Annotated in this window: 27 protein-coding genes; 10 read left to right on the plus strand and 17 right to left on the minus strand. The window is 62.6% G+C overall.

What is annotated here, in order from left to right; genetic code table 11:
• Positions 1–200: 200 nt before the first annotated feature.
• Positions 201–500, plus strand: a complete 300-nt coding sequence (locus Har1129_RS10865; protein ID WP_151100663.1) for a hypothetical protein — start codon at positions 201–203, stop codon at positions 498–500.
• A gap of 128 nt (positions 501–628) precedes the next feature.
• A complete protein-coding gene (locus Har1129_RS10870) occupies positions 629–1690 on the plus strand; it encodes an Mrp/NBP35 family ATP-binding protein (protein WP_151100664.1) in 1062 nt (353 codons plus the stop codon).
• A gap of 56 nt (positions 1691–1746) precedes the next feature.
• Here Har1129_RS10870 and Har1129_RS10875 read toward each other — a convergent pair whose 3' ends face one another.
• From Har1129_RS10875 to cofD, 5 genes are all read right to left on the minus strand, one after another.
• The gene (locus tag Har1129_RS10875) at positions 1747–1938 is read right to left on the minus strand and encodes a 30S ribosomal protein S17e (RefSeq protein ID WP_004516807.1); all 192 of its coding nucleotides are present in this window, start codon (positions 1936–1938) and stop codon (positions 1747–1749) included.
• 190 nt (positions 1939–2128) lie between these two features.
• On the minus strand, positions 2129–2743 hold the full coding sequence (locus Har1129_RS10880) for a DUF447 domain-containing protein (RefSeq protein ID WP_151100665.1): 615 nt from the start codon (positions 2741–2743) through the stop codon (positions 2129–2131).
• A complete protein-coding gene (locus tag Har1129_RS10885) occupies positions 2740–3603 on the minus strand; it encodes a triphosphoribosyl-dephospho-CoA synthase (RefSeq protein WP_151100666.1) in 864 nt (287 codons plus the stop codon). Before Har1129_RS10885 ends, Har1129_RS10880 begins: the two co-directional genes overlap by 4 nt.
• Positions 3576–4322 (minus strand): tRNA-dihydrouridine synthase, encoded by a 747-nt coding sequence (locus Har1129_RS10890; RefSeq protein WP_151100667.1) that lies wholly within the window; start codon positions 4320–4322, stop codon positions 3576–3578. Before Har1129_RS10890 ends, Har1129_RS10885 begins: the two co-directional genes overlap by 28 nt.
• Positions 4322–5314 carry a 2-phospho-L-lactate transferase gene (gene cofD / locus Har1129_RS10895; protein WP_151100668.1) on the minus strand — a complete coding sequence of 331 codons (993 nt, stop codon included), beginning with the start codon at positions 5312–5314 and terminating at the stop codon, positions 4322–4324. Before cofD ends, Har1129_RS10890 begins: the two co-directional genes overlap by 1 nt.
• A gap of 160 nt (positions 5315–5474) precedes the next feature.
• Here cofD and Har1129_RS10900 point away from each other — a divergent pair, with 160 nt between their 5' ends.
• The gene (locus Har1129_RS10900; protein WP_151100669.1) at positions 5475–6014 is read left to right on the plus strand and encodes a dual specificity protein phosphatase family protein; all 540 of its coding nucleotides are present in this window, start codon (positions 5475–5477) and stop codon (positions 6012–6014) included.
• A 20-nt stretch (positions 6015–6034) separates the two neighbouring features.
• Here the strand turns inward: Har1129_RS10900 and Har1129_RS10905 are convergent, their stop codons facing one another.
• From Har1129_RS10905 to Har1129_RS10925, 5 genes are all read right to left on the minus strand, one after another.
• On the minus strand, positions 6035–6775 hold the full coding sequence (locus tag Har1129_RS10905; protein WP_151100670.1) for an ABC transporter permease: 741 nt from the start codon (positions 6773–6775) through the stop codon (positions 6035–6037).
• Complete coding sequence (locus Har1129_RS10910) at positions 6772–7713, minus strand: ABC transporter ATP-binding protein (RefSeq protein WP_151100671.1); 942 nt, start codon at positions 7711–7713, stop codon at positions 6772–6774. Before Har1129_RS10910 ends, Har1129_RS10905 begins: the two co-directional genes overlap by 4 nt.
• A 272-nt stretch (positions 7714–7985) precedes the next feature.
• Positions 7986–8225 carry a SelT/SelW/SelH family protein gene (locus Har1129_RS10915; RefSeq protein WP_151100672.1) on the minus strand — a complete coding sequence of 80 codons (240 nt, stop codon included), beginning with the start codon at positions 8223–8225 and terminating at the stop codon, positions 7986–7988.
• A 31-nt stretch (positions 8226–8256) separates the two neighbouring features.
• On the minus strand, positions 8257–8955 hold the full coding sequence (locus Har1129_RS10920; RefSeq protein ID WP_151100673.1) for an ABC transporter ATP-binding protein: 699 nt from the start codon (positions 8953–8955) through the stop codon (positions 8257–8259).
• Positions 8952–10340, minus strand: coding sequence for a heme o synthase (locus Har1129_RS10925; protein ID WP_151100674.1), 1389 nt, complete (start codon positions 10338–10340; stop codon positions 8952–8954). The genes Har1129_RS10920 and Har1129_RS10925 overlap by 4 nt, the downstream gene beginning before the upstream one ends.
• A 142-nt stretch (positions 10341–10482) precedes the next feature.
• On the opposite strand from Har1129_RS10925, the gene coxB reads away from it, so the two are divergent.
• Complete coding sequence (gene coxB / locus Har1129_RS10930; RefSeq protein ID WP_151100675.1) at positions 10483–11247, plus strand: cytochrome c oxidase subunit II; 765 nt, start codon at positions 10483–10485, stop codon at positions 11245–11247.
• A 699-nt stretch (positions 11248–11946) separates the two neighbouring features.
• Here coxB and Har1129_RS10935 read toward each other — a convergent pair.
• Positions 11947–12717: a CAP domain-containing protein gene (locus Har1129_RS10935; protein ID WP_151100676.1), complete on the minus strand. Its 771-nt coding sequence runs from the start codon at positions 12715–12717 to the stop codon at positions 11947–11949.
• A gap of 122 nt (positions 12718–12839) precedes the next feature.
• Between Har1129_RS10935 and srp19 the strand changes: the two genes are divergently transcribed.
• The 3 genes from srp19 (at position 12840) to Har1129_RS10950 (ending at position 14533) form a co-directional block, all read left to right on the plus strand.
• The gene (gene srp19, locus Har1129_RS10940) at positions 12840–13118 is read left to right on the plus strand and encodes a signal recognition particle subunit SRP19 (protein WP_151100677.1); all 279 of its coding nucleotides are present in this window, start codon (positions 12840–12842) and stop codon (positions 13116–13118) included.
• The gene (locus tag Har1129_RS10945) at positions 13115–13342 is read left to right on the plus strand and encodes an H/ACA ribonucleoprotein complex subunit GAR1 (protein WP_014039740.1); all 228 of its coding nucleotides are present in this window, start codon (positions 13115–13117) and stop codon (positions 13340–13342) included. Before srp19 ends, Har1129_RS10945 begins: the two co-directional genes overlap by 4 nt.
• Positions 13343–13417: 75 nt before the next feature.
• The gene (locus Har1129_RS10950) at positions 13418–14533 is read left to right on the plus strand and encodes a presenilin family intramembrane aspartyl protease PSH (protein WP_151100678.1); all 1116 of its coding nucleotides are present in this window, start codon (positions 13418–13420) and stop codon (positions 14531–14533) included.
• Between the two features lie 18 nt (positions 14534–14551).
• Here Har1129_RS10950 and Har1129_RS10955 read toward each other — a convergent pair whose 3' ends face one another.
• Both Har1129_RS10955 and Har1129_RS10960 read right to left on the minus strand, forming a co-directional pair.
• Positions 14552–15559, minus strand: a complete 1008-nt coding sequence (locus Har1129_RS10955) for an ornithine cyclodeaminase family protein (RefSeq protein ID WP_151100679.1) — start codon at positions 15557–15559, stop codon at positions 14552–14554.
• A gap of 113 nt (positions 15560–15672) precedes the next feature.
• Positions 15673–15906: a hypothetical protein gene (locus Har1129_RS10960; protein ID WP_151100680.1), complete on the minus strand. Its 234-nt coding sequence runs from the start codon at positions 15904–15906 to the stop codon at positions 15673–15675.
• Between the two features lie 467 nt (positions 15907–16373).
• On the opposite strand from Har1129_RS10960, the gene Har1129_RS20590 reads away from it, so the two are divergent.
• The gene (locus Har1129_RS20590) at positions 16374–16541 is read left to right on the plus strand and encodes a hypothetical protein (protein ID WP_004518770.1); all 168 of its coding nucleotides are present in this window, start codon (positions 16374–16376) and stop codon (positions 16539–16541) included.
• A gap of 36 nt (positions 16542–16577) precedes the next feature.
• On the opposite strand, the gene Har1129_RS10965 is transcribed toward Har1129_RS20590, so the two are convergent.
• Positions 16578–16991 (minus strand): DUF3054 domain-containing protein, encoded by a 414-nt coding sequence (locus tag Har1129_RS10965; protein WP_151100681.1) that lies wholly within the window; start codon positions 16989–16991, stop codon positions 16578–16580.
• A 118-nt stretch (positions 16992–17109) separates the two neighbouring features.
• Between Har1129_RS10965 and Har1129_RS10970 the strand changes: the two genes are divergently transcribed.
• Positions 17110–17658, plus strand: coding sequence for a GNAT family N-acetyltransferase (locus Har1129_RS10970; protein WP_151100682.1), 549 nt, complete (start codon positions 17110–17112; stop codon positions 17656–17658).
• 90 nt (positions 17659–17748) lie between these two features.
• Positions 17749–18729, plus strand: coding sequence for a flap endonuclease-1 (gene fen / locus Har1129_RS10975; RefSeq protein WP_151100683.1), 981 nt, complete (start codon positions 17749–17751; stop codon positions 18727–18729).
• 39 nt (positions 18730–18768) lie between these two features.
• Here the strand turns inward: fen and Har1129_RS10980 are convergent, their stop codons facing one another.
• The 3 genes from Har1129_RS10980 to Har1129_RS10990 are packed head-to-tail and all read right to left on the minus strand — an operon-like array spanning position 18769 to position 21916.
• Entirely contained in the window at positions 18769–19908 is a 1140-nt protein-coding gene (locus tag Har1129_RS10980; protein ID WP_151100684.1) for an ABC transporter ATP-binding protein, read from the minus strand.
• 17 nt (positions 19909–19925) lie between these two features.
• Positions 19926–20855: a carbohydrate ABC transporter permease gene (locus Har1129_RS10985; protein WP_151100685.1), complete on the minus strand. Its 930-nt coding sequence runs from the start codon at positions 20853–20855 to the stop codon at positions 19926–19928.
• Positions 20852–21916 carry a carbohydrate ABC transporter permease gene (locus Har1129_RS10990; protein WP_151100686.1) on the minus strand — a complete coding sequence of 355 codons (1065 nt, stop codon included), beginning with the start codon at positions 21914–21916 and terminating at the stop codon, positions 20852–20854. The genes Har1129_RS10985 and Har1129_RS10990 overlap by 4 nt, the downstream gene beginning before the upstream one ends.
• Between the last annotated feature and the right edge of the window lie 274 nt (positions 21917–22190).

The raw sequence follows: 22190 nt of genomic DNA on the forward strand, positions 1-22190 counted from the left end.
CGCGCCCGCAGCACGCGGACTCGGGGGCCGGTCCCCCTACACGAGTCTATCCGCTTCTATTCCGGGGTTGTATTTAAACGCAACGAAGGGGAACCGGCTGCGTGACTCCGAGACATACCCACTGAGACAGGTAATAGCAAGTCTCACCACAATAGACGAGCCAGCACAATCCATTCGTCACTGGAGACACACACCGGCATATGCACCGGCATAGCACCGACGGCGGTAGCAGCGTCGACCCAGCCGACCGGGCAGCAGTCCGTGACCATTTAGAACGGTTCGCTGGGCCTGACGCCGTCACAGAAGCGGACGACGGCACGCTTCGGGCTGATTTCGGCGGCCGAACCAACGTCGCAGTTGCTCCCGACGGCACGATAGACACAGGCATGCCACTGCACTCGTTTGCTGGGTCGCCAGAACGGCTCGTGTTCGACCACGACGGCGGCGAACTGCGCGCCGAGTTGGACGGAGAGAGCGTCTACGTGTTCCGGCACCCCTGAGTTCGGAGTGCTCGCCATACCTGACCTTCTTGCGTGCGCCTGCATGCGTGACGGAAATAGTTGGGCCTCTCTGGCCGTGTTCGGCAGTGTCACAATCCTTATCGCACCTCCGGGACCTACTCCTGTGCATGAATACAGACGACGTACGCGAGCGCCTGCGAACGGTCGAGGACCCGGACCTTGGAGCCGACATCGTCTCACTCGGCTTAGTCAACAGCATCGACGTGACTGACGACGAGGTCAGCATCGATCTGGCGCTCGGTGCACCGTACTCGCCGACGGAGACGACCATGGCGAACGAGGTCCGCGAGGCGCTGGGTGACATGGATCGAGAGATAGATCTCTCGGCGAGCGTCGACCGTGGGGTCCCGGAGGCCGAAGACCCGCTCCCGAAAGTCAAAAACGTCATCGCGGTCGCCTCGGGCAAGGGCGGCGTCGGCAAGTCCACCGTCGCAGTCAATCTCGCCGCCGGCCTCTCGCGACTCGGTGCCCGCGTCGGACTGTTCGACGCCGACGTGTACGGCCCGAACGTCCCGCGGATGCTCGACGCCGACGAACAGCCGCGTGCGACCGAAGACGAGGAAATCATCCCTGTCGAGAAACACGGGATGAAGCTGATGAGCATGGACTTCCTCGTCGGCAAGGACGACCCTGTCATCTTCCGCGGGCCGATGGTCGACAACGTTCTCACGCAGCTCTGGGACGACGTGCTCTGGGGCGAACTCGACTACATGGTCGTCGACCTGCCGCCGGGGACCGGCGACACGCAGTTGACGATGCTCCAGCAGGTACCCGTCTCCGGAGCTGTCATCGTCACGACGCCCGAGGAAGTCGCCCTCGACGACGCCCGGAAGGGGCTCCGGATGTTCGGTCGCCACGAGACGCCCGTTCTGGGCATTGTTGAGAACATGTCGTCGTTCGTCTGCCCGGACTGTGGCGGCACGCACGACATCTTCGGCAGCGGCGGCGGCCGCGAGTTCGCTGACGAAACAGAGATGCCGTTCCTCGGGGAAATCCCGCTCGACCCCGAAGTCAGAGAAGGCGGAGCCACTGGTGAACCGCTCGTTCTCGACGAGGACAGCGATGTCGGCGAATCGTTCCGCGACATCGCCGCCCGCACCGCCAATATGCAGGGCATCATCCACCGGAAGCGCCAGAGCGACAGTCAGGCCGCTCAACCGGAGCAGTAGCGGGCAGAAGAGAGCAATAGCTCAGTTGTCTCGGGAGACAGAGAGAAAGAACTGAATTACGCTTCGACCGGGTTGTTCATCTTCCGGGTGACGTAGCCGGCGATGCGGTTGCGGACACCCTTGGACTCGATGTTGGTCAGTTCCTCGACGACATCTTTGTTGTGTTCGAAGTCTGCACCGAAGGCGTCAGGGTATCGCTCCATGAGGAGCGTCCCGGTCTTCTTGACGTAGGCGGGTTTGATTGCCATGCGCGCTACTTGCTTGGTCGCACTCAAAAAGGGTTCGGAACGGACCACGCACGCGAACGTTTATCAGGAGGAGTGGACCCAAGGGTTGCCGTGCGCTGATTGTCGGCGTGGCAGGTCCAGCGAGAGTGCGACACAGCCTGTCACCGATTGCGGTGTGTCGCCTGTATGCCCCTAATTCCGTGCGGAGTCCCTACCAGTCGGCATCCACCAACTCACGCACGCGCTCGAAGGCCGCTCGCTCGCGCTCGCTGCCGGCCGTCTCGACCACGGACTCGAAATACGCGAGCCGGTCCAATAGCGTCTCCCGGTCGTAGCTCGGCACGTCCAGTCGCGAGGCTGCGACAGTCGCCTCGATGACGGCGGCGTGGCCACGGTTCGTCGTCGGCACGACGCGCCGCTCGACGGCACTATCGGTGGGGTATAGCGCCCACTCGACCAACTGCGTGTCCCCCTCTGACCCAGAATCACACCGCTCGACATCGACTTCGACCCACGCGTCCGCGCTGTCGAGGATAGGGGCGTCTTCCTCGCGGACTGACAGCGCCGCCTCGGCGAAATCGACCGGGTCGCGAGTGAACTGAACGTAGCCACCCCCGCGCTCACGGAAGTTCCGCCAAGTCCGGGTCCGGCCCCACGTCGTCGCCGTGGCTGGCTCGTCTCCGTCCGGCGCATGGATACCCAGTGCAGCCACGTTCCAGCGCTTGTTCGGTCCCAACGTAGTGACGATAGTCTCGGTAACGCCGCCCAGCGTGACGGGCCACGTTGCTCCGGAGCCAGCGCCGTCCGGCGACGAGCCCTCGGTCACACTTCGAGCCCCCGCTCCAGCGCGACGAACAGCCCGCCCGCGACCAGATCCGCAGTCGTCCCCGGGTTGATATCCCGCTCGACGAACTCCTCGGCGAGCTTGGTGGCGTCTTCGTCACCGTCGAGAACGGCCTGTGCTCGTCGCTGGACCTCCTCGGCGGTCTCGCGGTCCTGCCGCGTGACGATGAAAGTATCGGGCTCTGCCGCGAGTAGTTCGAGGAACACGTCCGACGCGCGGTCGGCGACAGGTCCCGACCCGTCCAGTAGCCGCTCGCTGGCCTCGAAGACGCGCTCGAATCCGGACACCCACTCAGCTGCCACACCGTCAACATCGGCACTTTCCGCCATCACGTCGAACAGCGTCAGATCCCGCGCCCGGAGCACAGGAATCGCGTTACTTCCGCGGCGAACGTCGAGCGGCTCCAGCCCGTCAGGTGGGTCATCGACAGCGACATCGACGTGCTCGAAGGCGCGGTAGAACGCTGCCGCGTCCTCCACAGTCGTCTCACGGACCACAGCGTCCATGCCGGACGGCGATAGTCGGCCACCACTCGCCGCGGCCACAAGCGGTGTGAGTATCAGCAAGGCCCCGAACTGGGTGTTGCCGGCTGATTGTCCCGCCATCCCTTCGACGGCTGTCTCGAACGCAGGACCAATGGGGTCGCCCGCAGCCGCGCGGTCGAGTCCGGGACGAGCCCCGACGGCACCGGCCATGAAGTGCTCGAACCGGAGATCGTCGTACTCTCGCTCGCGGTCGACGTTGCCGGGCTTCGGCGTGCCGGAGACCTCCAGTAGTAGTGCCAGTTGGGCGTTCTGTCCGACCGACCGCTCTGTCACGGTGACACCTCCGATTCGAACCACTCCGTCGTTGCTTTTTGGACGGCGCGGAGCGTCTCGTGGTCGTCGCTTGCGCGACCGACGCTGACCGCGTCCGCGCCGTAGGTGAGGTACTCCCGCGCCGTCTCACCCCCTCGGACGCCGTTGTTCGCAACGACGAACAGGTCGGTGGCGTCGGTCACCTCGGCGATGACGGACTCCGAGTCCATCGCGTCGACGTGGAACATGTCGCCACCGGCCGCTTCGATGGCTTGAGCAATGGCTGGGAGCGAGGCGCCGTCGAGTTCAGCGCGGCCTTTCACCGAAACCGTCGCCCCCGTCGACGCTGCTGCTTCCACGAACGTCGCCAGTCGCTCCGGTTCCCGCAGCAGCGACTCGCCGGCACCGGCAGCGCACATCTCGTCTTGCCGGCAGTGGGCATTGATCTCGATGATGGCGTCGTGACGCTGACAAACGGTGGCAGCCCGCTCGACAGGGTCGAGCGCCGCGCTCCGGACGTTGAACGCCGGGCGTAGCGGAGCGTCTTCGAGCGTGCCGAGCTGGTCGTCGACGAACGCGACCGGGTCGTCGGGCAGGAACTCGGAGCGGTCGCGGTCCCTCATCGCTCGGGCGGCCTCGCGGGTCCGGTCGTCAAGTGCGATACCGCCGAGGAACGCACACCCGATGTGGGATTCGACCGCGCGGGCCCACGACGCGTCGGCCTCGCCGCTCAGACTCGCGAGGGCGATTCGCGGCTCGAACATCAGGCCACCTCTGAGAGGGCCGTTTCGACGGCGCGGTTCACTCGGTCAGCGTCGGCCTCATCATCAAGGGTGGTGTCGGTTCGGACGACGGGCACGTCCAGCGGGGTCGAATCGTCGTTGTCCAGCACGAAGGCGTCAGCGAAGGGGTACGACTCGGCTACACCGGCGGTACTTGGCTCAACTCCGACACCGGCCATCAGCTCCGCTGCCGGCCCAGAGAACACCGTATCTTCGATGAACGGCGAGACGGCGACGACCGTTGTTTCGTGGAGTGCCTGTTCAATCTCGTCGATGGCAAGCATCGGCCCGAGCGAAGTTACGGGGTTCGACGGTCCAATGACGACGGCGTCGTCGAGCGCGGTCAGAACGGCATCCGTCGCGTTAGCCGTCTCGGAGCCACGGAACTCCACGTCCTCGACCGGTGGTTCGCCGTTGCGGCCAACCCACCACTCCTGAAAGTGCATCGGCCCGCTCGGCGTGTGGATGATCGAAGCGACGGGGTCGTCACTCATCGGCAGCAGCGTTCGGTCGAGGCCGAAGGCGTCTGCGAGCGTGCGCGTCACCTCGGTCAGCGAGTGGCCCTCGTCGAGCAGCGAGGTCCGCGTGATGTGGACCGCACGGTCCCGGTCGCCGATGTGCATGAACTCCGCAACGCCGGAGAAGCGCCGCCAGCGAGCGATATCACGCCCCGCTGTCTGTGCGTCGGCAGGGAGGTATCGCGGGCCGCCGTCGAGCCCGGCGGCGTCAGCAAGTCGTGTCAGCTCGGCGTGTGTCTCGGCAGTGTCGTCGGCGATACCCCACCACATCTCTCGGTCGAGGACATCACCGTCCAGAAACAGGCCGGTATCGAGGTCTGGACAGATCAGATGCCCACCCAGTTCGATATCGTCGCCGGTGTTGGCGACGACAGTCGTCGCCGCGGGCGAAAACACGTCGTCGGCACCGGCGAGGAGCTTCGGCGTTCCCGTCCCACCGGCAAGAAACGTCACCATGTCTCGACGTAGGGGGAACTGACAGTATAAACGTGACCACTGGAACCGGTCGGGTCGGTAAGCAGTTGTGGAGAAACTACCTTCTATTCAGAGAATCACAGCTGAGAACTGGGTGGGTAGAATCAAGGGGGTACGTAGGATAGGCAGGACAACGGGTGCTATGCCCATCGTGAATCCACACCGCTTCGCGCCTGCAACCTCCAACGAAGAGTACGTCTACGGCTCCTGTGCACCGGGCTGGCATACTGCCGCCACACATCAGGACGCTATCGACGACTGGGTCACACATATGCAGGCACACGACATCGAGCGGGTCTGCTGTCTCCTTCCGGGGCAACAACTCGACGACGCTGGGGCAAACATCCAGCGCTATCGGGCGGCCTTCGGAGCGTCATCAGTCCGTCACGTACCGGTTCCCGATCATCAACTCATCCCTCAGGACCGCCTCCACAACGAGATTCTGCCGTTCCTCGTCGACGCCTGTGAGACAGAGGAACGAGTTGTCGTTCATTGTCTGGCCGGCATCGGTCGCACCGGACAGGTACTCGCCGCATGGCTGGTGTATCATTACGACTACGGCCCCGACCGTGCCATCGAGACAGTACAGGAGATGGGTCGTGACCCCAAGGACGCGGTCAAATCGGGGAACGCGACCAAAGAAGAACTGTTCGACCTGTTGTCGTCTGTCGCGCGTCTGTAAGGCCCCTCAGCACAGCGGATTCAGTCCGTTCGCGGGAGAAGCCGTGCGCCGACAGCAAAGCCGACGACGGCACAGACGGTGAGAACAGCGAGCGGGCCGAGCGCTTCGCCAGTCCCCGTCGTCGCCGCACGGACGCCACGTGAGAAGTACGTCAGCGGCGAGAGCCACGTCGGCAGCCACGCGGGCAGAAGCGTCTGTGGGACGAACGTCTCCGAGAGGAAGAGCAACGGGAGTGCGAGGCCGTTGCTCGCTGCGATAACGCCGTCCTGCGAGTCCGCGAGACTGCCCAGCATCGCGCCGACGGCACAGAACAGCGCGACGCCGAGGCCGACAAACGGGAGCAACAGCCCCGACAGGTGTATCGTCGCGCCGGTGAGCCACACCATCAGGCCCAGAATCAGGAGGCCGGCGATGCCGATGATGACGACGTTGACGAGCGTCTGTGCCAGCAGCCACTCGGTGCGGGTCAGCGGCGTCGTCGCCAGTTTCTCGAAGCGGTTGCCGTCCCGATGACGCGCCACCTCGCTGCCGACGCGGGAGAGTGGCGTGAACAGGACGACGACGGCCAGATATCCCGGCGCGTAGAAGCTCGGCGGCTCAGTAAACAGCCCGCCGCCACCCGGCTGAGTCTGGACCAGTACGCCGAAGATGACGACGATGATGACCGGGAAGAAGAACGTGAAGAAGACGGCCGTCCGTCGCCGGAGAAAGGCCAGCGACGCTGCACGCGTCTCCGATGTGAGTCGCCCTAGTCGACTCATTGGACACCACCCGCGACCGGCTCCGTCTGCTGTGGTTCACCGCGCTGGCCGACGGCCGTCCCGGTGAGTTCGAGATACACGTCTTCCAAGTCTGGCTGTTTCCAAGTCAGGCTGTCGTACTCGATGCCCGCCTCCCCCAGCTGCGCAGTGATGTTTCCGATAGATTCCGGGCGGATGCCGTAGACGACCAACCGACCGTTCCGGAGTGCCGTCTCCGCCGGGTAGTCGATGGCTGCAACAGCGGCTTCGTCGAAGGTCCCCTCCACAACGAGCTGGCTGTCGCCGCCGTGCTCAGCGACGAGGTCCTCCGGGGAATCAAGTGCAATAAGCCTCCCGTCAGCGAGGAGGCCGACACGGTCCGCGAGGCGCTGGGCTTCCTCCATGTAGTGTGTCGTCACGAGTATCGTCACGCCGCGGTCGGCAAGCCCCTCCAGTAGTCGCCAGAGGTCACGCCGACCGGCCGGGTCGATGCCAGTCGTGGGTTCGTCCAGCACGAGGAGGTCCGGATCATTGATGAGCGCCGTCGCAACGCACGTCCGTCGCTGTTGCCCGCCTGAGAGATTTTCGTAGGTTGTGCTAGCCGTGTCAGCCAGACCGACATCATCGAGGACACCCTCGACATCACGGGTATCGTCGTACAGGCCGGCGTAGTACTCAAGTAGTTCTCGGGCCGTCAACCGCTCGTGGGGCGAAAACGACTGTGGCAAAAGACCGATTCGGTCGCGAGCGACCGTTCTGGGTGACTGGCCGAACAGCCGTACCTCGCCAGTCGCATCTGTCGTTCCAGTCAACGCGCGTACCAGCGTGGTCTTGCCAGCCCCGTTTGGACCGACCAGCGCGAGTACCTCTCCGGTAGTCGCCGTCAGCGAAACGCCGTCGAGTGCGACCGTCTCGCCGTAGCGCCGCCCGACATCCGACGCGACCAGTACCTCGTCCATGCGCCCTCGTCCGGTCGGGTTGCCGAAAGCAGTTCCGTTCTCGCGTGACTATATACTACACGTTACGTCCACATTCCAGACAAACAGCCGGGAGCCACGGCTTGTCCGTGACGACTGGCGTAGTCTCTTCACAGTGGTCACAGAATTCGGTTTTCGTCGCCATGTGGCGAAGATGTCACAGCAAAACAATAAATAGTTTGTTGTGCGGGAGGCCGTCACAGACCCAATAGCAGTTCCGGCACAGAATTCCACGGACAGCATCACGATGCCTGTCAGATGACGTGCGAGCGGACCTTGCGTACAATAGCGTCCACGTCGAACTCGTCGCCGGCCTCAGCTTTGTCGTAGACCGTCTCGTCGTCCACGGTAATCCTGAACACGCCGTGGTCGCCCATGACCAGTCGGACGCTGTCGAGTTCCTGCTCGAGTCCGGACAGAATCGCTTGCTGGACGTTTACCGCTCGCTCACGGAATCCACACGGGACGCAGTATTCGATTTCGACAGAACTCATACCCGTTTTCACGTCTGTCAGCCTGAAAGCCCTATGGTCCGATCAACGTTCGGAGCCGACCGACAAGCGTCACGTCGAACCGGTGGACACCGTACAGCAGTCCGACCGAGGTGACGAACACCACCGTCGAGAGACCATACGACTGGGACAGGGCCGCCTGAGATAGCGTTGCCCCGACGCCCACGAAACCGCCCAGTATCGACGCGATAATCGGGAGGACACAGGAGACACACGAAAAGAGGCCGACGATGCCGCCCACCGCGCCGCCACTCGCGTCGACAGCAGTCACGAACACCAGATACGAGAGCGCCAAGTAGCCGGCAATCTTCCACGGGATAAGCACCACGCTAAGGGTCGCACCGCTGAACACGACCGTCGGCGAGAACCCCGGCGGGGCCTGCGTGACTAGCCGAAGGCCGGTCCCCTGACCGCCCGTTCCGTACACGCCGCCGACGTACCCAAGCACGAGTAGATAGCCCAGAGCGAGAACCGCACTGCCGAGTGTCCGGCGGCGGCCAGTCAGTTCCGGTCGGACCCGAAGGAAAACGAGACCGGCGATGTTGAGCCAGATGAACGGGAACACAAGCAGGAACGGGTCCGTCGCTGGCTGGGCGGTGTTGACGACATAGCCCAGAATGAGGATGAATTCCGCGTTCAACACGGCTGCTCCAGTCACCAGCGAGCGCGTGTCCGGTATCGCGTCTCTCAGAGTCGCTGTCGTGGTACTCATAGTGCCAGTGCGTCGACAACGATGGCGATCAGGACCGCACCGAGGTAGGCGTTCGACGCGTGGAACGCTCGGAACGCCGCCGCTTCGGTCTGCTCGCGGTGGAGCAGGATGACGGCCCAGAGGAACACCGCACCCAGCAATACCGACGTGACAGCGTACAGCCAACCAAGCGATGTGAGCACGCCCAAGACGCCCGAGGCGATGAGTGTCGCCCCGAGATAGTAGACGATGTGCTTTCGCGTCTCCGTCTCGCCACGGACGACCGGCATCATCGGGAAACCACCCGCCTCATAGTCGTCCTTGTACGCGAGCGCGAGGTTGTAGAAATGCGCCGGCGTCCAGAGGAAAATCACGATGGCGAGGATGACGCCCGGGAGGCCGACCGACCCGTCGGCGGCGACCCATCCGATGAGCGCCGGTAGTGCGCCGGCAGCCCCGCCGATGACAGTGTTCTGAACAGTGTTTGGCTTCAACACGAGCGTATAGATGACGCTGTAGAACACAATCGCAGTCAGGCCGAGCACCGCCACGAGCGCGTTCACCTGCCAGAACAACCATAGTGACGCAAACGACAGGAGCAATCCGAACGCCAGCGCGTTCCGGACCGGAATCTGGTGGGTCGCGATAGGACGGTCCGAGGTCCGGTCCATCCGCTTGTCGATGTCACGTTCGAGGACGTGGTTAAACGTCCCGGATGCGCCGATAGAGAGGACGCCACCCCCGAGCGTGAGCAGCACCGTCCGAACAGTGAGCGTCTGTCCAGCGGCCAGTGCCATCCCGGCCGCGGCGACCAGACACAGGAGCCACATCAGACGAGGCTTCATCAGGCGGAAGTACGCGGATAGAGTTTCGATGACGCGCTCACGAGCGGAGAGCGTCGGCGACCGTTCCGGCCCGTCGTCAGCTGGTTCCGGCGCGAGTGTCGGATTCTTCACGGGGGTCTCATCGTCGCTGCCTGTCTCAGCTTCGAGGTGCCACGCCAGAGCCAGCACGAACGAGCCGAAGATGCCCATCCCCAGAGCGAGGTGGGCGCCGGGGAGTGCCGTCTCGGTGGTCGTCGCGACGACGGCACCGAGCGCGATCTGGACCGGGTACAGCGCGGCTCCGAGAATGATAGCTGCCTTGACGCGGCCACGACAGTTGGATCGGAGGCCGACAACGGTCATAGCCACCACGAGAAGTCCGACGGCGGCTGCGACAAGTCGATGTCCCCAAGCGACCAGCAGGGCCGTGTTCGTCACGTCGACCGGTCCGTCACACAGCGGCCAAGTAGTACAGGCTGCTGCCGCATCCGTGAGCGTTGTCGTCGCGCCGGCGAGAACTAGCAAGTACACGCCGACAGCGGTTGCGGCGAGCAGCCCGGTGAAGGTCCGGCTCTCTGCCATTATTGTATCCTTCGATGCTGGCCACTTAGACCTCGCGATTCCGCTGTCTCCGTTCGGAGCAATTCTGCTGCCCTATTGCTGCAAATCGGGGGCCTGCGGCGAAGACAGCAGTTATTTATCTCCGAAATCCTAAGCCGCATCCATGACCCGGAAACGCGCCGGTCTGGTCGCTCTGTTCGGTGCTGCGTTGCTCGCGCTCGCCGTCGAGCCGGCCGCCGCCGCACAGATTCAGGACTCGACGACGGATAGCCTCATCTGGGGGCTAAATATGAACCTCCTGTACGTCGCTATCCCGATTACGGTCCTCGTCGAAGGGATTCTGGTCTACACCGTCTGGCGGTTCCGTAATCAGGAAGAGGCGCTTCCCACGCAGGAGAACCGCCGACTCGAAGTCACTTGGACCATCGCAACGGCGATCATTCTTCTGTTCGTCGGCGTCGCCTCCTATCAGGTGATGGCGAGCCCGTACGTCACCGCCGAAGCCGGTGACCAAGCCGCACTGCAAGAACAGGACACTGAGCTCATTACCGTCGAGGCCCAGCGGTACGGCTGGACGTTCTACTACAACGAATCGAGCTGGGACGGCGAGGCGGAAGTCACCACCAGAACAGACCTGAAGATACCGGCCAATCAGGACGTATCGCTGCGCGTGACATCCACGGATTGGTTGCACGCGTTCCACGTTCCCGGACTTGGACTGAAATCCGACGCGTTCCCCGGCCAGTACAACCGTCTCCGGACCAACGCGGGTAACACCGGGACATACCAGCTCTACTGTGCCGAGTACTGTGGTTCAGGTCACTCACAGATGCTTGGGACCGTTGAGGTCGTCCCACAGGACGAGTACGAGGACTGGCTGGCAGAGCAAAAGAGCGGCGGTGACGGCTCCGGAAACAGCGGCGAGTAGCGCGGTAGCTGAGCGTCTGTTCTCCTTCGAGAAGTGGCGAGTTACGGGATATCACTCTCAACACTAGCACGTGAGCTTCCGGTACGCTAACTGCCAGTGACGACCGACCCGAGCGATCACGGGAGAGCCGAACCGATCTACCAGTCGTTACTGGACGACCCATCTTGCAGTTACTTCACCGTTTGAATCCACTATCTACGCCGCGGTTGATCTGGATCGAGTCCTCTATTTGAATTGAAGGTTCCTTGTTCTGGCAGGTGGCAATCAGTACAACGTCGCCCGCAAAACCGCCACAATATAGGCTTCCACGAGCTTCGGCCCTTCACACACCGGCGGCCAACATTCCGGCGTCACGGCTTCGGGATGGCCTCTGGGTTAGTGTTGCGGTGTTGTTCGGCGTTTCTGTCGTGTTCGGCGCTGAGGCGTTATTTTCCGTCGCACCGTCAATACCCACTCGGCACGGTCGGGGAGGGATACGGAAAGTGCTGAGAGTGAGAGGAACTGTCGGCGATTCATCGTCGCTGGTGAGATCGAGTGCGGTTTACGAGCGGTTCACACAGAGAGCAAAGCGACGACACCGCTCACATTGAGCTGAAACGCGTAGAACTTGGACACGATGTGTGAGAGTGGCGGCAAGGCAGCGCTCACGAACGGCCCAGCCGTCAGAGCGGTCGCTGCGCCGATCAACCAGTCTGACCGTTAGCCACAGATGTTGGCGGTCGCGTACACGTTGCCGGTGTCGGTTATCTCCACGCCGATACCGACGAGATTGGCGTTACGGAGCGTGAGTCGCTCGCGATAGTCCGGCCATGCCATCCAGTCATCGACGATCTTTCTGGCGATTTCCTTGTCGGTAGCATGGAACCGCTCTTTGCCGTCCTCCTCGTAAGTCTGTCCGGCCACTGTCTGCTCAACCGCCTCGAACCGGTTTCGGTCGGGCTGTTCTATGTACTCGCCCTCCGCTGAATCGAACGTACACCGGTCGTAGAGTCCAGTGTCTTGGTACCGGTCCTTACTGGAGACGCCGTCGATTGTGTGAATCGCCTTCCCCTCGACGGCCATCTGCTCGCTGTGAGCCCTTGCCATCTCGTTGAGATCGCCTTCGGTCTGGAGTCCCGACGTGAACGGCGGGACACCTGCGGCCTCGCGCTCCTCGTTGAGGAACGTCCGGATATAGTCCGAAACGTTCTGTTCATTGAACTTCCGCGCCGGGATTGCCTCCTGTTGTGGGGCCGCTGTTTCAGTCGGCGTCGCCGTCTTGTTTGCTCCCGGTGTCGGTGTTGGCGAAGTACTACTGTCCGCTGTCGCCGTCGACGTTGAACCACCACTGCTGTCGTCGCTCTGTGAATCAGTCGTCTGTGCCGTTGGACCCGCTGTCCCGCCCGCAAACTGTGCTCCGATAAGGACACCCGTCCCCAGAACCACAAGAAGCACCACGGCGGTGATAGCGAGTAACCCTTTCTTTACCATATACCACGGATAGATTACAGAGGTATGTAAGCTTGATTCTTCATATACTTCAACTGATTTTCACTTCGGATACTGTCGGCGGTGACGATAACCCATATATGCCACGGGCGGCCACTGCCGGTATGGTCGAGAACGTTATCTGGCCGGCGGCACTCGACGCCAACCGTTCGCGCAGCGACGGGCGTCGCGTGTCACTGGATCTAGCCGTCGAGGACCCGACTATCGACGAGATCGCCAAAGCCGTCCAGCAGGTCGGCTACGACGCGGTCATCGAACGGGACAAGACGTATCCACGCGAGTACGAAGCTCGCGGGCGGGTCGTCGTCAAGGACGCTGACGATGCGACGAAAAGCGACCTGCTCGGGGCCGTGGCGGCCTACATGCAGGCCCTGCGTGAATGAAACGCATCGGTACTGTTTCACGGGTCGCACAGGGACTCGCAGTGGTCCGAGCGCCTGACGACGAGTACGCGTCCGTGGGAACTGACGTGGTCGACGAGGAACTCCAGACTGTTGGCTCCGTCGTCGATGTGTTCGGCCCGGTCGAGCGGCCGTACCTTGCAGTCTCGCCGAACGACAGCGTGCATCTTCCAGCGCTGGTCGGTACCGTCCTGTACGCGCGGTAACGGCCCTCCGAACCGCCGACGCCTGTCTACACCTGCTTCGTAACGCTCAAACCGGTTCCTGTAGGACGTGTGTGCATGGAGCGACGGTGGCGAATCCTCGGCGGTTGTGGTCTTATCGCTGGTATCTTCCTGTTCGTCCAACTCGGCGCGCTGGCGCTGGTCCAGCCCTTCGAATCGGCTGGCTACCAAGCCGTCGAAGACCCATCTGACCCCACGAATAGCCTCATGTACATCGGGGCGATTCTGGTCGCGACGGCGGTTATGTTGCTTGCCTTCCGCTACGACGTTGACCAGCTCATCCGCGGGCTCATTGTCTTCTCGGCGGCCTGGCTCTCGCTGTACGTGTTTCAGGTGCTGGTGCCGCCAGTGCTCACGTACGCCGGCCTCAACGTCGTTGCCGTCCTGTTAGCGCTGGGCTTAGGGACGGCACTGCTGGTGTATCCCGAGTGGTACGTCATCGATAGTGCCGGTGCGGTGATGGGGGCTGCCGCCGCGGGTCTGTTCGGTATCAGTTTCGGGATTCTGCCGTCGCTGGTCTTGCTAACCGTGCTCGCGGTGTATGATGCGATTAGCGTCTACGGGACCGAACACATGCTCACGCTGGCCTCGGGCGTGATGGACCTCAAGGTCCCCGTCGTCCTCGTGATCCCGATGACGCTGTCGTACTCGTATCTCGACGCGACGACGCCGGACCCGACAGCGGAAGACGAGACGAGCGACAACTCACCGGCGGCGGCGGACGACGCAGCAGAGGGGGAAACAAACACAGAATCCGGTGCTGACGCGAACGGTACGGCAGTTGCAGACGGAAGCCAGCCGGCGGACCATCCCGACGAGGCAACGGACACCGGCAAAGCGGGCGAGGGTGGCGACGTTCACGCCGACCCGCTAGAGCGCGACGCCCTGTTTATCGGGCTCGGTGACGCCATCATCCCGTCGATACTCGTCGCCAGCGCCGCCTTTTTCGCCTCGTCGGACGTGCTGTCGGTGTTCGGTGTCCCGTTGCCGGCGCTGACCGCAATGATCGGGTCTTACGTCGGTCTGACGATACTACTCTGGATGGTACTGAAGGGGCGCGCGCACGCAGGGCTTCCGCTGTTGAACGGTGGGACCATCGCCGGCTATATCGTCGGCGCGCTCGCCGCTGGTATCAGTCTGGTCGATGCTCTCGGCCTCGGCCCGTACCTCTAACTGTCGCTTCGGTTGCCACTATCGGCCGGTCAAAGCTTTGCTCGCGGGCGCAAAGTCGATCTCCTCGCCGCGGCCCTTGGCCTTCGCTCGCTCGTACAGCATGTGGCCCGCAGCGACGGTTTCGATGGCTGTGCCACCGGAGTCAAAGACTGTAATCTCGTCGGGAGACTGCCGCCCGGGGGCGTTACCAGCGACGATGTCTCCCAGCTCAGCGTGGACGTGGTCCTCGTCGATGACGCCCGCATCAAGGGCGTTGATGAACGACCCGGCGTCCTGTGTCACCCGCTCACGCAGGTCCGGGACGTACGTGGCGCGTTCGATTGTCGTCGCGTCCAGTTCGTTCTTTTCGGGATGGTACTGGCCCATCGCGGTCACGTGGGTTCCCGATTCGAGCAAGTCGCCGTCGAACACCGGCTCGCTCGCGCTGGTCGCCGTGATAACGACATCGGCCCCTTCGATTGCTGCGGCCGGGGACGCGACGGCCGCCACAGTCGGGTCCAGTGCGTCGTTCATCTCCGCAGCGAAGGACTCCCGGTTACTGGCCGTTGGGGAGTACACCTCGATGCGGTCGAAGTCCCGGACTGTTGCCGTCGCACGGACCTGACCACGGGCCTGTGCGCCGCTGCCGATGACTGCGAGGTCGCTAGCGTCACGGCGGGCCAGTGCGTCGACACCGACTGCCCCGGCCGCGCCAGTTTTGTGCGGGTTCATGCTCGCGCCGTCAAGGACAGCGAGCGGGTCGCCGCTGTCGGCGTCAAAGATCGGGAGCGTGAAGTGTGCGTCTCGTCCGCCGAAACCGGCTGCGTAGGTGTATCCGCCCATCGCACCGGTATCGGGGAGAATCGCGAGATAGCCCGTCAACATTCCTGCGGGCTCGTCCGAGAACAGCGTTGTTCTGGGAGTTGCCGGGGCACCCTCCCCACGCTGACGGTATCCCTCTCTGACAGCGTCGACGTACTCGGCGGGTTCAGCGAGGTCGGCGACCTCGTCACTCTGCAAGAACAGCGCTGTCGCATCTGTTGGCATACTCCGTCGTTTGTGCGACCGACTCTTATACTGCCCGGCAGCCAATATGTTCAGTCGAGAATACGATCAGTCAATATCTATCGAAAGCAGGAGAGTAGACGATGGGACAGCGCTCAGTCCGCTGTCTGTACCGGGTCCGACTGCGCGCTCTGCTGGGCCGGCGTGTCGTTTGGAACCGGGTCGACGGGGGCACGGACGAACATCGCATGGCCGATGAGGCCAACCGTTACGACAGAGGCCATCGGAATCGCCGTCGTCAGTTCGAGGCCGACAACGAACAGGGAGGCGGTGATGCCAGCCATGGCAAGCGGAATGAGTCCGAGAATGATGTCGTAATATCCCGTCATAAGTATAAATTATCTATGGTAGCAGAGTATATGAATGTTTCCCTAAAATACGGAATAATACATTCAATGGCCCCTGCAAATTTACTCAGTACCCGCTGTGTAACAACCTCATAAGTTATGAGTTGGATAGTGGGAAAAGATTAATATACCACAATTCCTGTGAGTAACTCACAATATAAGGTCGATGACGGCCTGTCTTTGCTGGCCCGCAGATACACGTGGGTTCCCCGTGAGAGCGGATACGGGGTTCACCCCTGCTGTCCGGAGACTACTGCAACGGCGATCCGTATTCCGGGGTAGAAGCCTCCCATCCTCCCGGTTTCAGAAATTGAGAACTAGGTTAGGTGGTCAGTGGAGTGGTCATGGCCTCTATTTTCTCCGGTGATAACTGGGTCCATGTGCTTATTAGGTCTCCCGAGATATGTTAAATCGGAGAAAAACGGTAACGCCGACTTCCAAACGAGACAATGAGCACGAACGCAACGGACAACACGACGGACGCCGCGACCGACGACCAAGAACGACGATACGCCGAACTGAACATCGGCGACGAAGAGTTCGTAATCTACGACCGAGAGAACCATCAGGCATGGATCCAGTCGACAGAGTCGCTTGAAGTCGCCGACCTGCGATAGTCCGTCATCGACACCGTAGCGCTGCAGCAGGCCGCCCTATTTTACGACTGCAATTGCACCACGCCAGAGCAGCAACAGCGTGCCGCCGACGAGGACGGATACGAGTGCGAATGTCAGCGCCGCACTCCCGGGGAACATCGCCGTCGACCGAAGTCCCTGCGCGATCCCGACTGCCAGCACCCACGCCACGATAGTACGGCCGACCGCCGCTCGAACCGTCCCGGTCGCAGCGGCGGTGTACAAGCCACCGATACCCGCGACGAGGAGCCAACCGAGGTAAAACGGCGTCAGCGTCCCTGCGAACCGGCCCGGGTTGAGTATCGGATTGATCCCGTGGGTCAGTTCGCCGACACCGACGAACACAGCAATCGCCAGCAGGTCACCGACAGCGACTAGCGCCGTCCGAGCGGACAGTTCGATACGACCGTTCCCCACCGTCGAGACGCTCATACAGGGAGTTCCAGTTCCGGGCACTTCGCTCTCCCGGATTCGACGACAGCGATTGGTGCTCTGGAACAGACAGGTCGGACCATCACTGATTACAGGGAGCGGCCCGTCCAGTTGCACTATGGAGTTCACGCTGCTCGGCTGGCCCGAAGACGGCCACCGGCTCCGGCTGGACTACGAGCAGTTCGCGTACGCGGGCAAGTTCGTGATGACCTCGACCGGAAAGGCGGTCATCGGGGACGACAGCGTCGTTGCCGCGGCTGCGTTCGACGCTGACCGGACAGACTCGAACACACTCTGTGTCCGGTATATCACCGTTCGGCAGGACCGGCAGGGCGACCGGCTCGGAGCCCGCCTCTTGCGATTCGTTCGGGAGCGTGCTACGGAGCGGGGTTTCGAACGTGTGTCCATCGGCGTCAATAACCCGTTTTCCTACCAAGCCGCCTACCGGGCCGGGTTCTGCTTCAGCGGTGCGGAGTCAGGCATGGCCGAACTCGACCTTGTCTGGCCGGGCGACCGGAGCACCGAACGGTATCAGGCCGGACTGGACCTGTTCCGGAAGCGCGACCTCTCGACAGAAGAGGAGTCGTTCCTCGACGCGAAGGCCGACGCCGACCCCCCGCCGACCCTCGACGACTGGGCGGAGCAGCCCTCCGAGCCCACAGACTGACACGTGGGCACAAACGGTCCGTCAGCAACCCCGACGGCATGCCGCGTCGTCTCCGAGAGATTCAAGCGGCTGTCGGCCAAAAGCCTGCCAATGGGAAACGCTGATTTGCGGTCGCTCGCGGCGCTGTCGGACGTTTCGTTCGGCGACCTCGGCGGGAGCGTCGTCGCCGTGGACGCCCACAACTGGCTCTATCGCTATCTGACGACGACAGTGAAGTTCACCAGCGAGTCAAAATACACCACCAGCGACGGCGAGGAAGTGGCAAACCTCATCGGCGTCGTCCAAGGCCTGCCGAAGTTCTTCGAGCACGATATGACGCCGGTGTTCGTCTTCGACGGCGCGGTCACGGACCTCAAAGACGACGAGGTCGAGAAGCGCCGCGAACAGCGCGAGAAGTACGAGTCCGAACTGGAAGATGCCCGCGAGGCCGGGGACGCGACCCGCGTGGCGAAACTGGACTCTCGGACCCAGCGGCTGACCGACACTATCGTCGACACCACGCGGGAACTGCTGGAACTGCTCGGCGTGCCTATCGTCGACGCCCCGGCGGAAGGCGAGGGACAGGCATCGGTGATGGCCCGTCGGGGCGACGTGGACTACGTCGGGACCGAGGACTACGACGCGCTGCTGTTTGGCGCGCCGATGACGCTCCGCCAGATCACCTCGAAGGGAGACCCCGAGCTGATGGACTTCGCGGCCACGCTCGAACAGCACGATCTCACTTGGGAGCAACTGGTCGACGCCGCTATCCTGATGGGGACGGACTTCAACGAGGGTATTTCGGGTATCGGCCCCAAGACCGCCGTCACGGAACTCCACGAGCACGGCGACCTCTACGCTGTTCTCGACGCCCGCGGCGAGCACATCGACCACGCAGACCGCATCCGGGACCTGTTTCTCGACCCCGCAGTGACCGACGACTACGAAATCCCCGACAGCATCGAGCCGGATATTGACGCCGCCCGCGCGTTCGTCACCGAGCAGTGGGAGGTCGACGCCGACGAAGTCGCTCGCGGGTTCGAGCGCATCGACGAGTCGGTCGTCCAGACCGGGCTCGACCGGTGGGCGTGAACACCGGCTGCCCGACAGCGCAGTAAAAACGGCTCCAGCTCAGACGACCGATTCGACCGTTTCGATCTCGTCGAGTGTGCGGTTCCGGATGGCCTCTCCGCTGGCCGTATCGAAGAGGTGAATCGCGTTCTCAGGGATGTGGACTTTGACGCGCTGGCCGGACTTGAGCTGTTTCATCCCGCCGACCGTCGCGATGAACTGGTCGTCCATCGATTCGTCGAACTGCAGGTGGGCCGTGTTCTCGTTCCCGCGTGGCTCGACGACGTGGACCGTCGAATCGAACACGTTCGGACCGGTGTCGCTCTGGACGAACTCGATGTCTTCGGGTCTGATGCCCAGCGTGATGTCGGTCGTTCCCTCGACCTGAGCGACCGTCTCATCGCTGAGTTCGTACTCGAACCACTCGCCTTTGAGCGTCGACCCTTCGAGGGTCATCGGGAAGAAGTTCATCGACGGCTCACCGATGAACCCCGCGACGAAGAGGTTGTTCGGCTCGTGGTAACACTCAAGCGGCGTCGCACACTGCTGGAGGACACCGTCGTTGAGGATGGCGATGCGGTCGGACATCGTCATCGCCTCCGTCTGGTCGTGTGTGACGTACACCGTCGTCACGTCGAGGTCCTGCTGGAGTTCCTGTAGTTCGGTCCGCATCTCGGCTTTGAGCTTCGCGTCGAGGTTCGCCAGCGGCTCGTCCATCAGGAACACTTCGGGGTCCCGGACGATGGCGCGGCCCAGCGCCACGCGCTGTTGCTGGCCGCCGGAGAGTTCGCCGGGCTTGCGGTCGATGAGTTCGAAGATGCCCATGTCCTTGCACGCCTCCTCGACGCGCTCGTTGATCTCCTCGTCGGGCATGTCCGTCGACTCCTCCAGCCCGAACGCCATGTTCTCCCGCACGGTCATGTGGGGGTACAGGGCGTAGGACTGGAACACCATCGCCACGTTCCGGCGGGCCGGCGGCTGGTCGTTGATGATCTGGCCGTCCAGCCGGATTTCACCGCGCGTGATGTCTTCGAGCCCGGCAATCATCCGCAGGGTCGTCGATTTCCCACAGCCCGATGGGCCGACGACACAGAGGAACTCGCCGTCCTCGATGTCGACCGAGACCTCGTCAACTGCGATGATTTCGCCGTCGTCGTCTTGGAACGTCTTCGTTACCTCGTCCAGTGTGAGTTGTGCCATTGTGAATACCTCCGTAATTACTCTCCAGCGACGCCTTTCGCGAACTGTTCGCCGAACACGATGTAGACGAGCAGTGTCGGCAGTGCTGCGACGATGGCCCCAGCCATCGTGGTGTTGAACGACTGGACGACCCCGCCAGTGAGCGCCGCAAGGCGCTGGGTCGCCACCTGTGAGGCCGGTTCGTTGATGAGCACCAGCGCGAACAGCAGGTCGTTGTACACCTGCGTGAACTGGTAGATGAGCGTCACCGCGAACATCGGCAGCGACAGCGGGAGGATGATGTTGCGGTAGATGCTGAACGCGCTCGCGCCGTCGAGGCGAGCGGCCTCGATCATCTCCTCGGAGATGCTCTGATAGTACGACCGGAACAGCAGCGTACAGATCGGTATCCCGTACGCCGCGTGAGTAATCGACAGCTGTAGCAACTGTACGTAGCCGTTCCGGCTCGGATACTCCCAGCTACCGCCCGTAATGAAGCCAAAGAGGGTGTTGACGAACCCCTCGACCAGTCCGGGGAGTATCTGGAACCAGAACTGTGCCAGCGGGACCAGCACGGCCTGATATGGGATGAAGATGCCCGCGATGATGAGGACGACCACGCCGACTTGGCCGCGCCAACTAATCGTCGTCAGTCCGTACGCGGTCAGGCTTCCCAGTAGCGCCGACATAATCGTCGCCGGAATCGCCATCAGCAGTGAGTTCAACAGTCCCGGCCGGAGCGTGTTCCAAGCGGTACTGAGCGCGTCGAGCGTGAAGCCGTCAGTGCCCGGCGGTGCGAACGGGAGCGTCCGGGCGAAGGCGCTCTCGGTCTTGAACATCGTCATCACGGCCGTCTCCACCGGGAAGAGGTAGAAGGCGATGCCCGCCAGCAGGAGGGCATACAGGCCGATACGGCTGTTCTCTGTACTGCGGAGTTCGTCGATGAAGTCCCCGTCTCTGATACTCATAGTTCACCCCGTCGGTATTCGCTGTAGAGGTACGGTCCGATAACCAGCAGTGCGAGGGCAAACAGCACGATAGCGACGGCCGACCCGTACGCCCACTGGAGGCTGTCGAACGCGACCCGATACATCATCGTCGCCAGAATGTCCATGTTCGCCCCCGGCTGTGAGCCACGGAGCGCGTAGATGAAGTCGAACGCTTTCAGCGCAAACACCATCAGCACGACCGACGCCGACACCGCGGAGGCGCGGAGTTGCGGGATGATTACCCGCGCATACATCCGAATCGTGGACGCGCCGTCGACCCGAGCGGCCTCGTAGTGTTCTGTCGGAATCGCTCGGAGGCCGGCGAGAAAGACGACCATCGCGTAGCCGCTGAACTGCCAGATGAGCGCGAAGATGACCGCCGCTAGAGCGGTCGTATTCCAAGAAAGCCACTGAATGACTTCGGCGTTGACTCCTGCCGGGCGAAGCAGTCCCACAAGAGCACCTTCGAGATTGAACAATCGGAAGAGCTGATTGAGCACACCGTTGCGGGCGTTGTACACCCACGCCCACATCGTCGCCGTGACGACGAACGAGAGGCTCATCGGGAGCAGGTATATCGTCCGGAACGTGTTCTCGAAGCGTATCTGCTGGTCGATGAGGATGGCCACAAACAGGCCAAGCGCCAGACAGAGAACGGTGAACACGACCAGTAACACGACTGTGTTCTGTGCCGCCTGCCAGAACGCCCCGTCGTTCAGCATGCGGCTGTACATACTGAAATCGAAGGTCTCGTACTGTGCACCACCCAAGCCGTTGTAGTCAGTCAGCGACAGGAGGAAGTTCCAAGCGATAGCGCCGTAGACGAAAAAGCCCGCAAACAGGACTGGCGGGAGCCAGAACGGGGCGGATTCGATGAGTTCCCACTCGACCGGCAGTGAGTTCCGGAGCGAGTCGCCCCGAGTCGTTTCCACCGTCGCCCCGCCGTCTGTTGCCAGTTGGTCTCCGTCCGATTCGTCTCTCGATACCGCCGACCGGAGCCTACCCCCGGTGGCGAGGAGTCTACTGAGTATCTCGCGCATGGTTGGTCAGTCGTTCGCCGACGTGAGTTCGCCGTCCATCGTCCCGACGGATGTGTCGTCAGTCACATAGACTCGCCAGCTAACACGCGTACAGACCACGCAACCCGCCCAGCCTGTCGCACCAACACAGGCTGGCAGGCGACGTGGGAACGCCAGATGACGGGTGTGCCATCCCGTCGTCGTGTCGAGCGGGCGAGCGGTTGCAACGCGGCGGGTACACCGGCTGCGAGCGTTCGCGATGTGTCACGTCCGTCGGTGTCCCATCGGGCCCCGG

The organism is Haloarcula sp. CBA1129 (genome assembly GCF_008729015.1).
In the GTDB taxonomy this organism is placed as follows: domain Archaea; phylum Halobacteriota; class Halobacteria; order Halobacteriales; family Haloarculaceae; genus Haloarcula.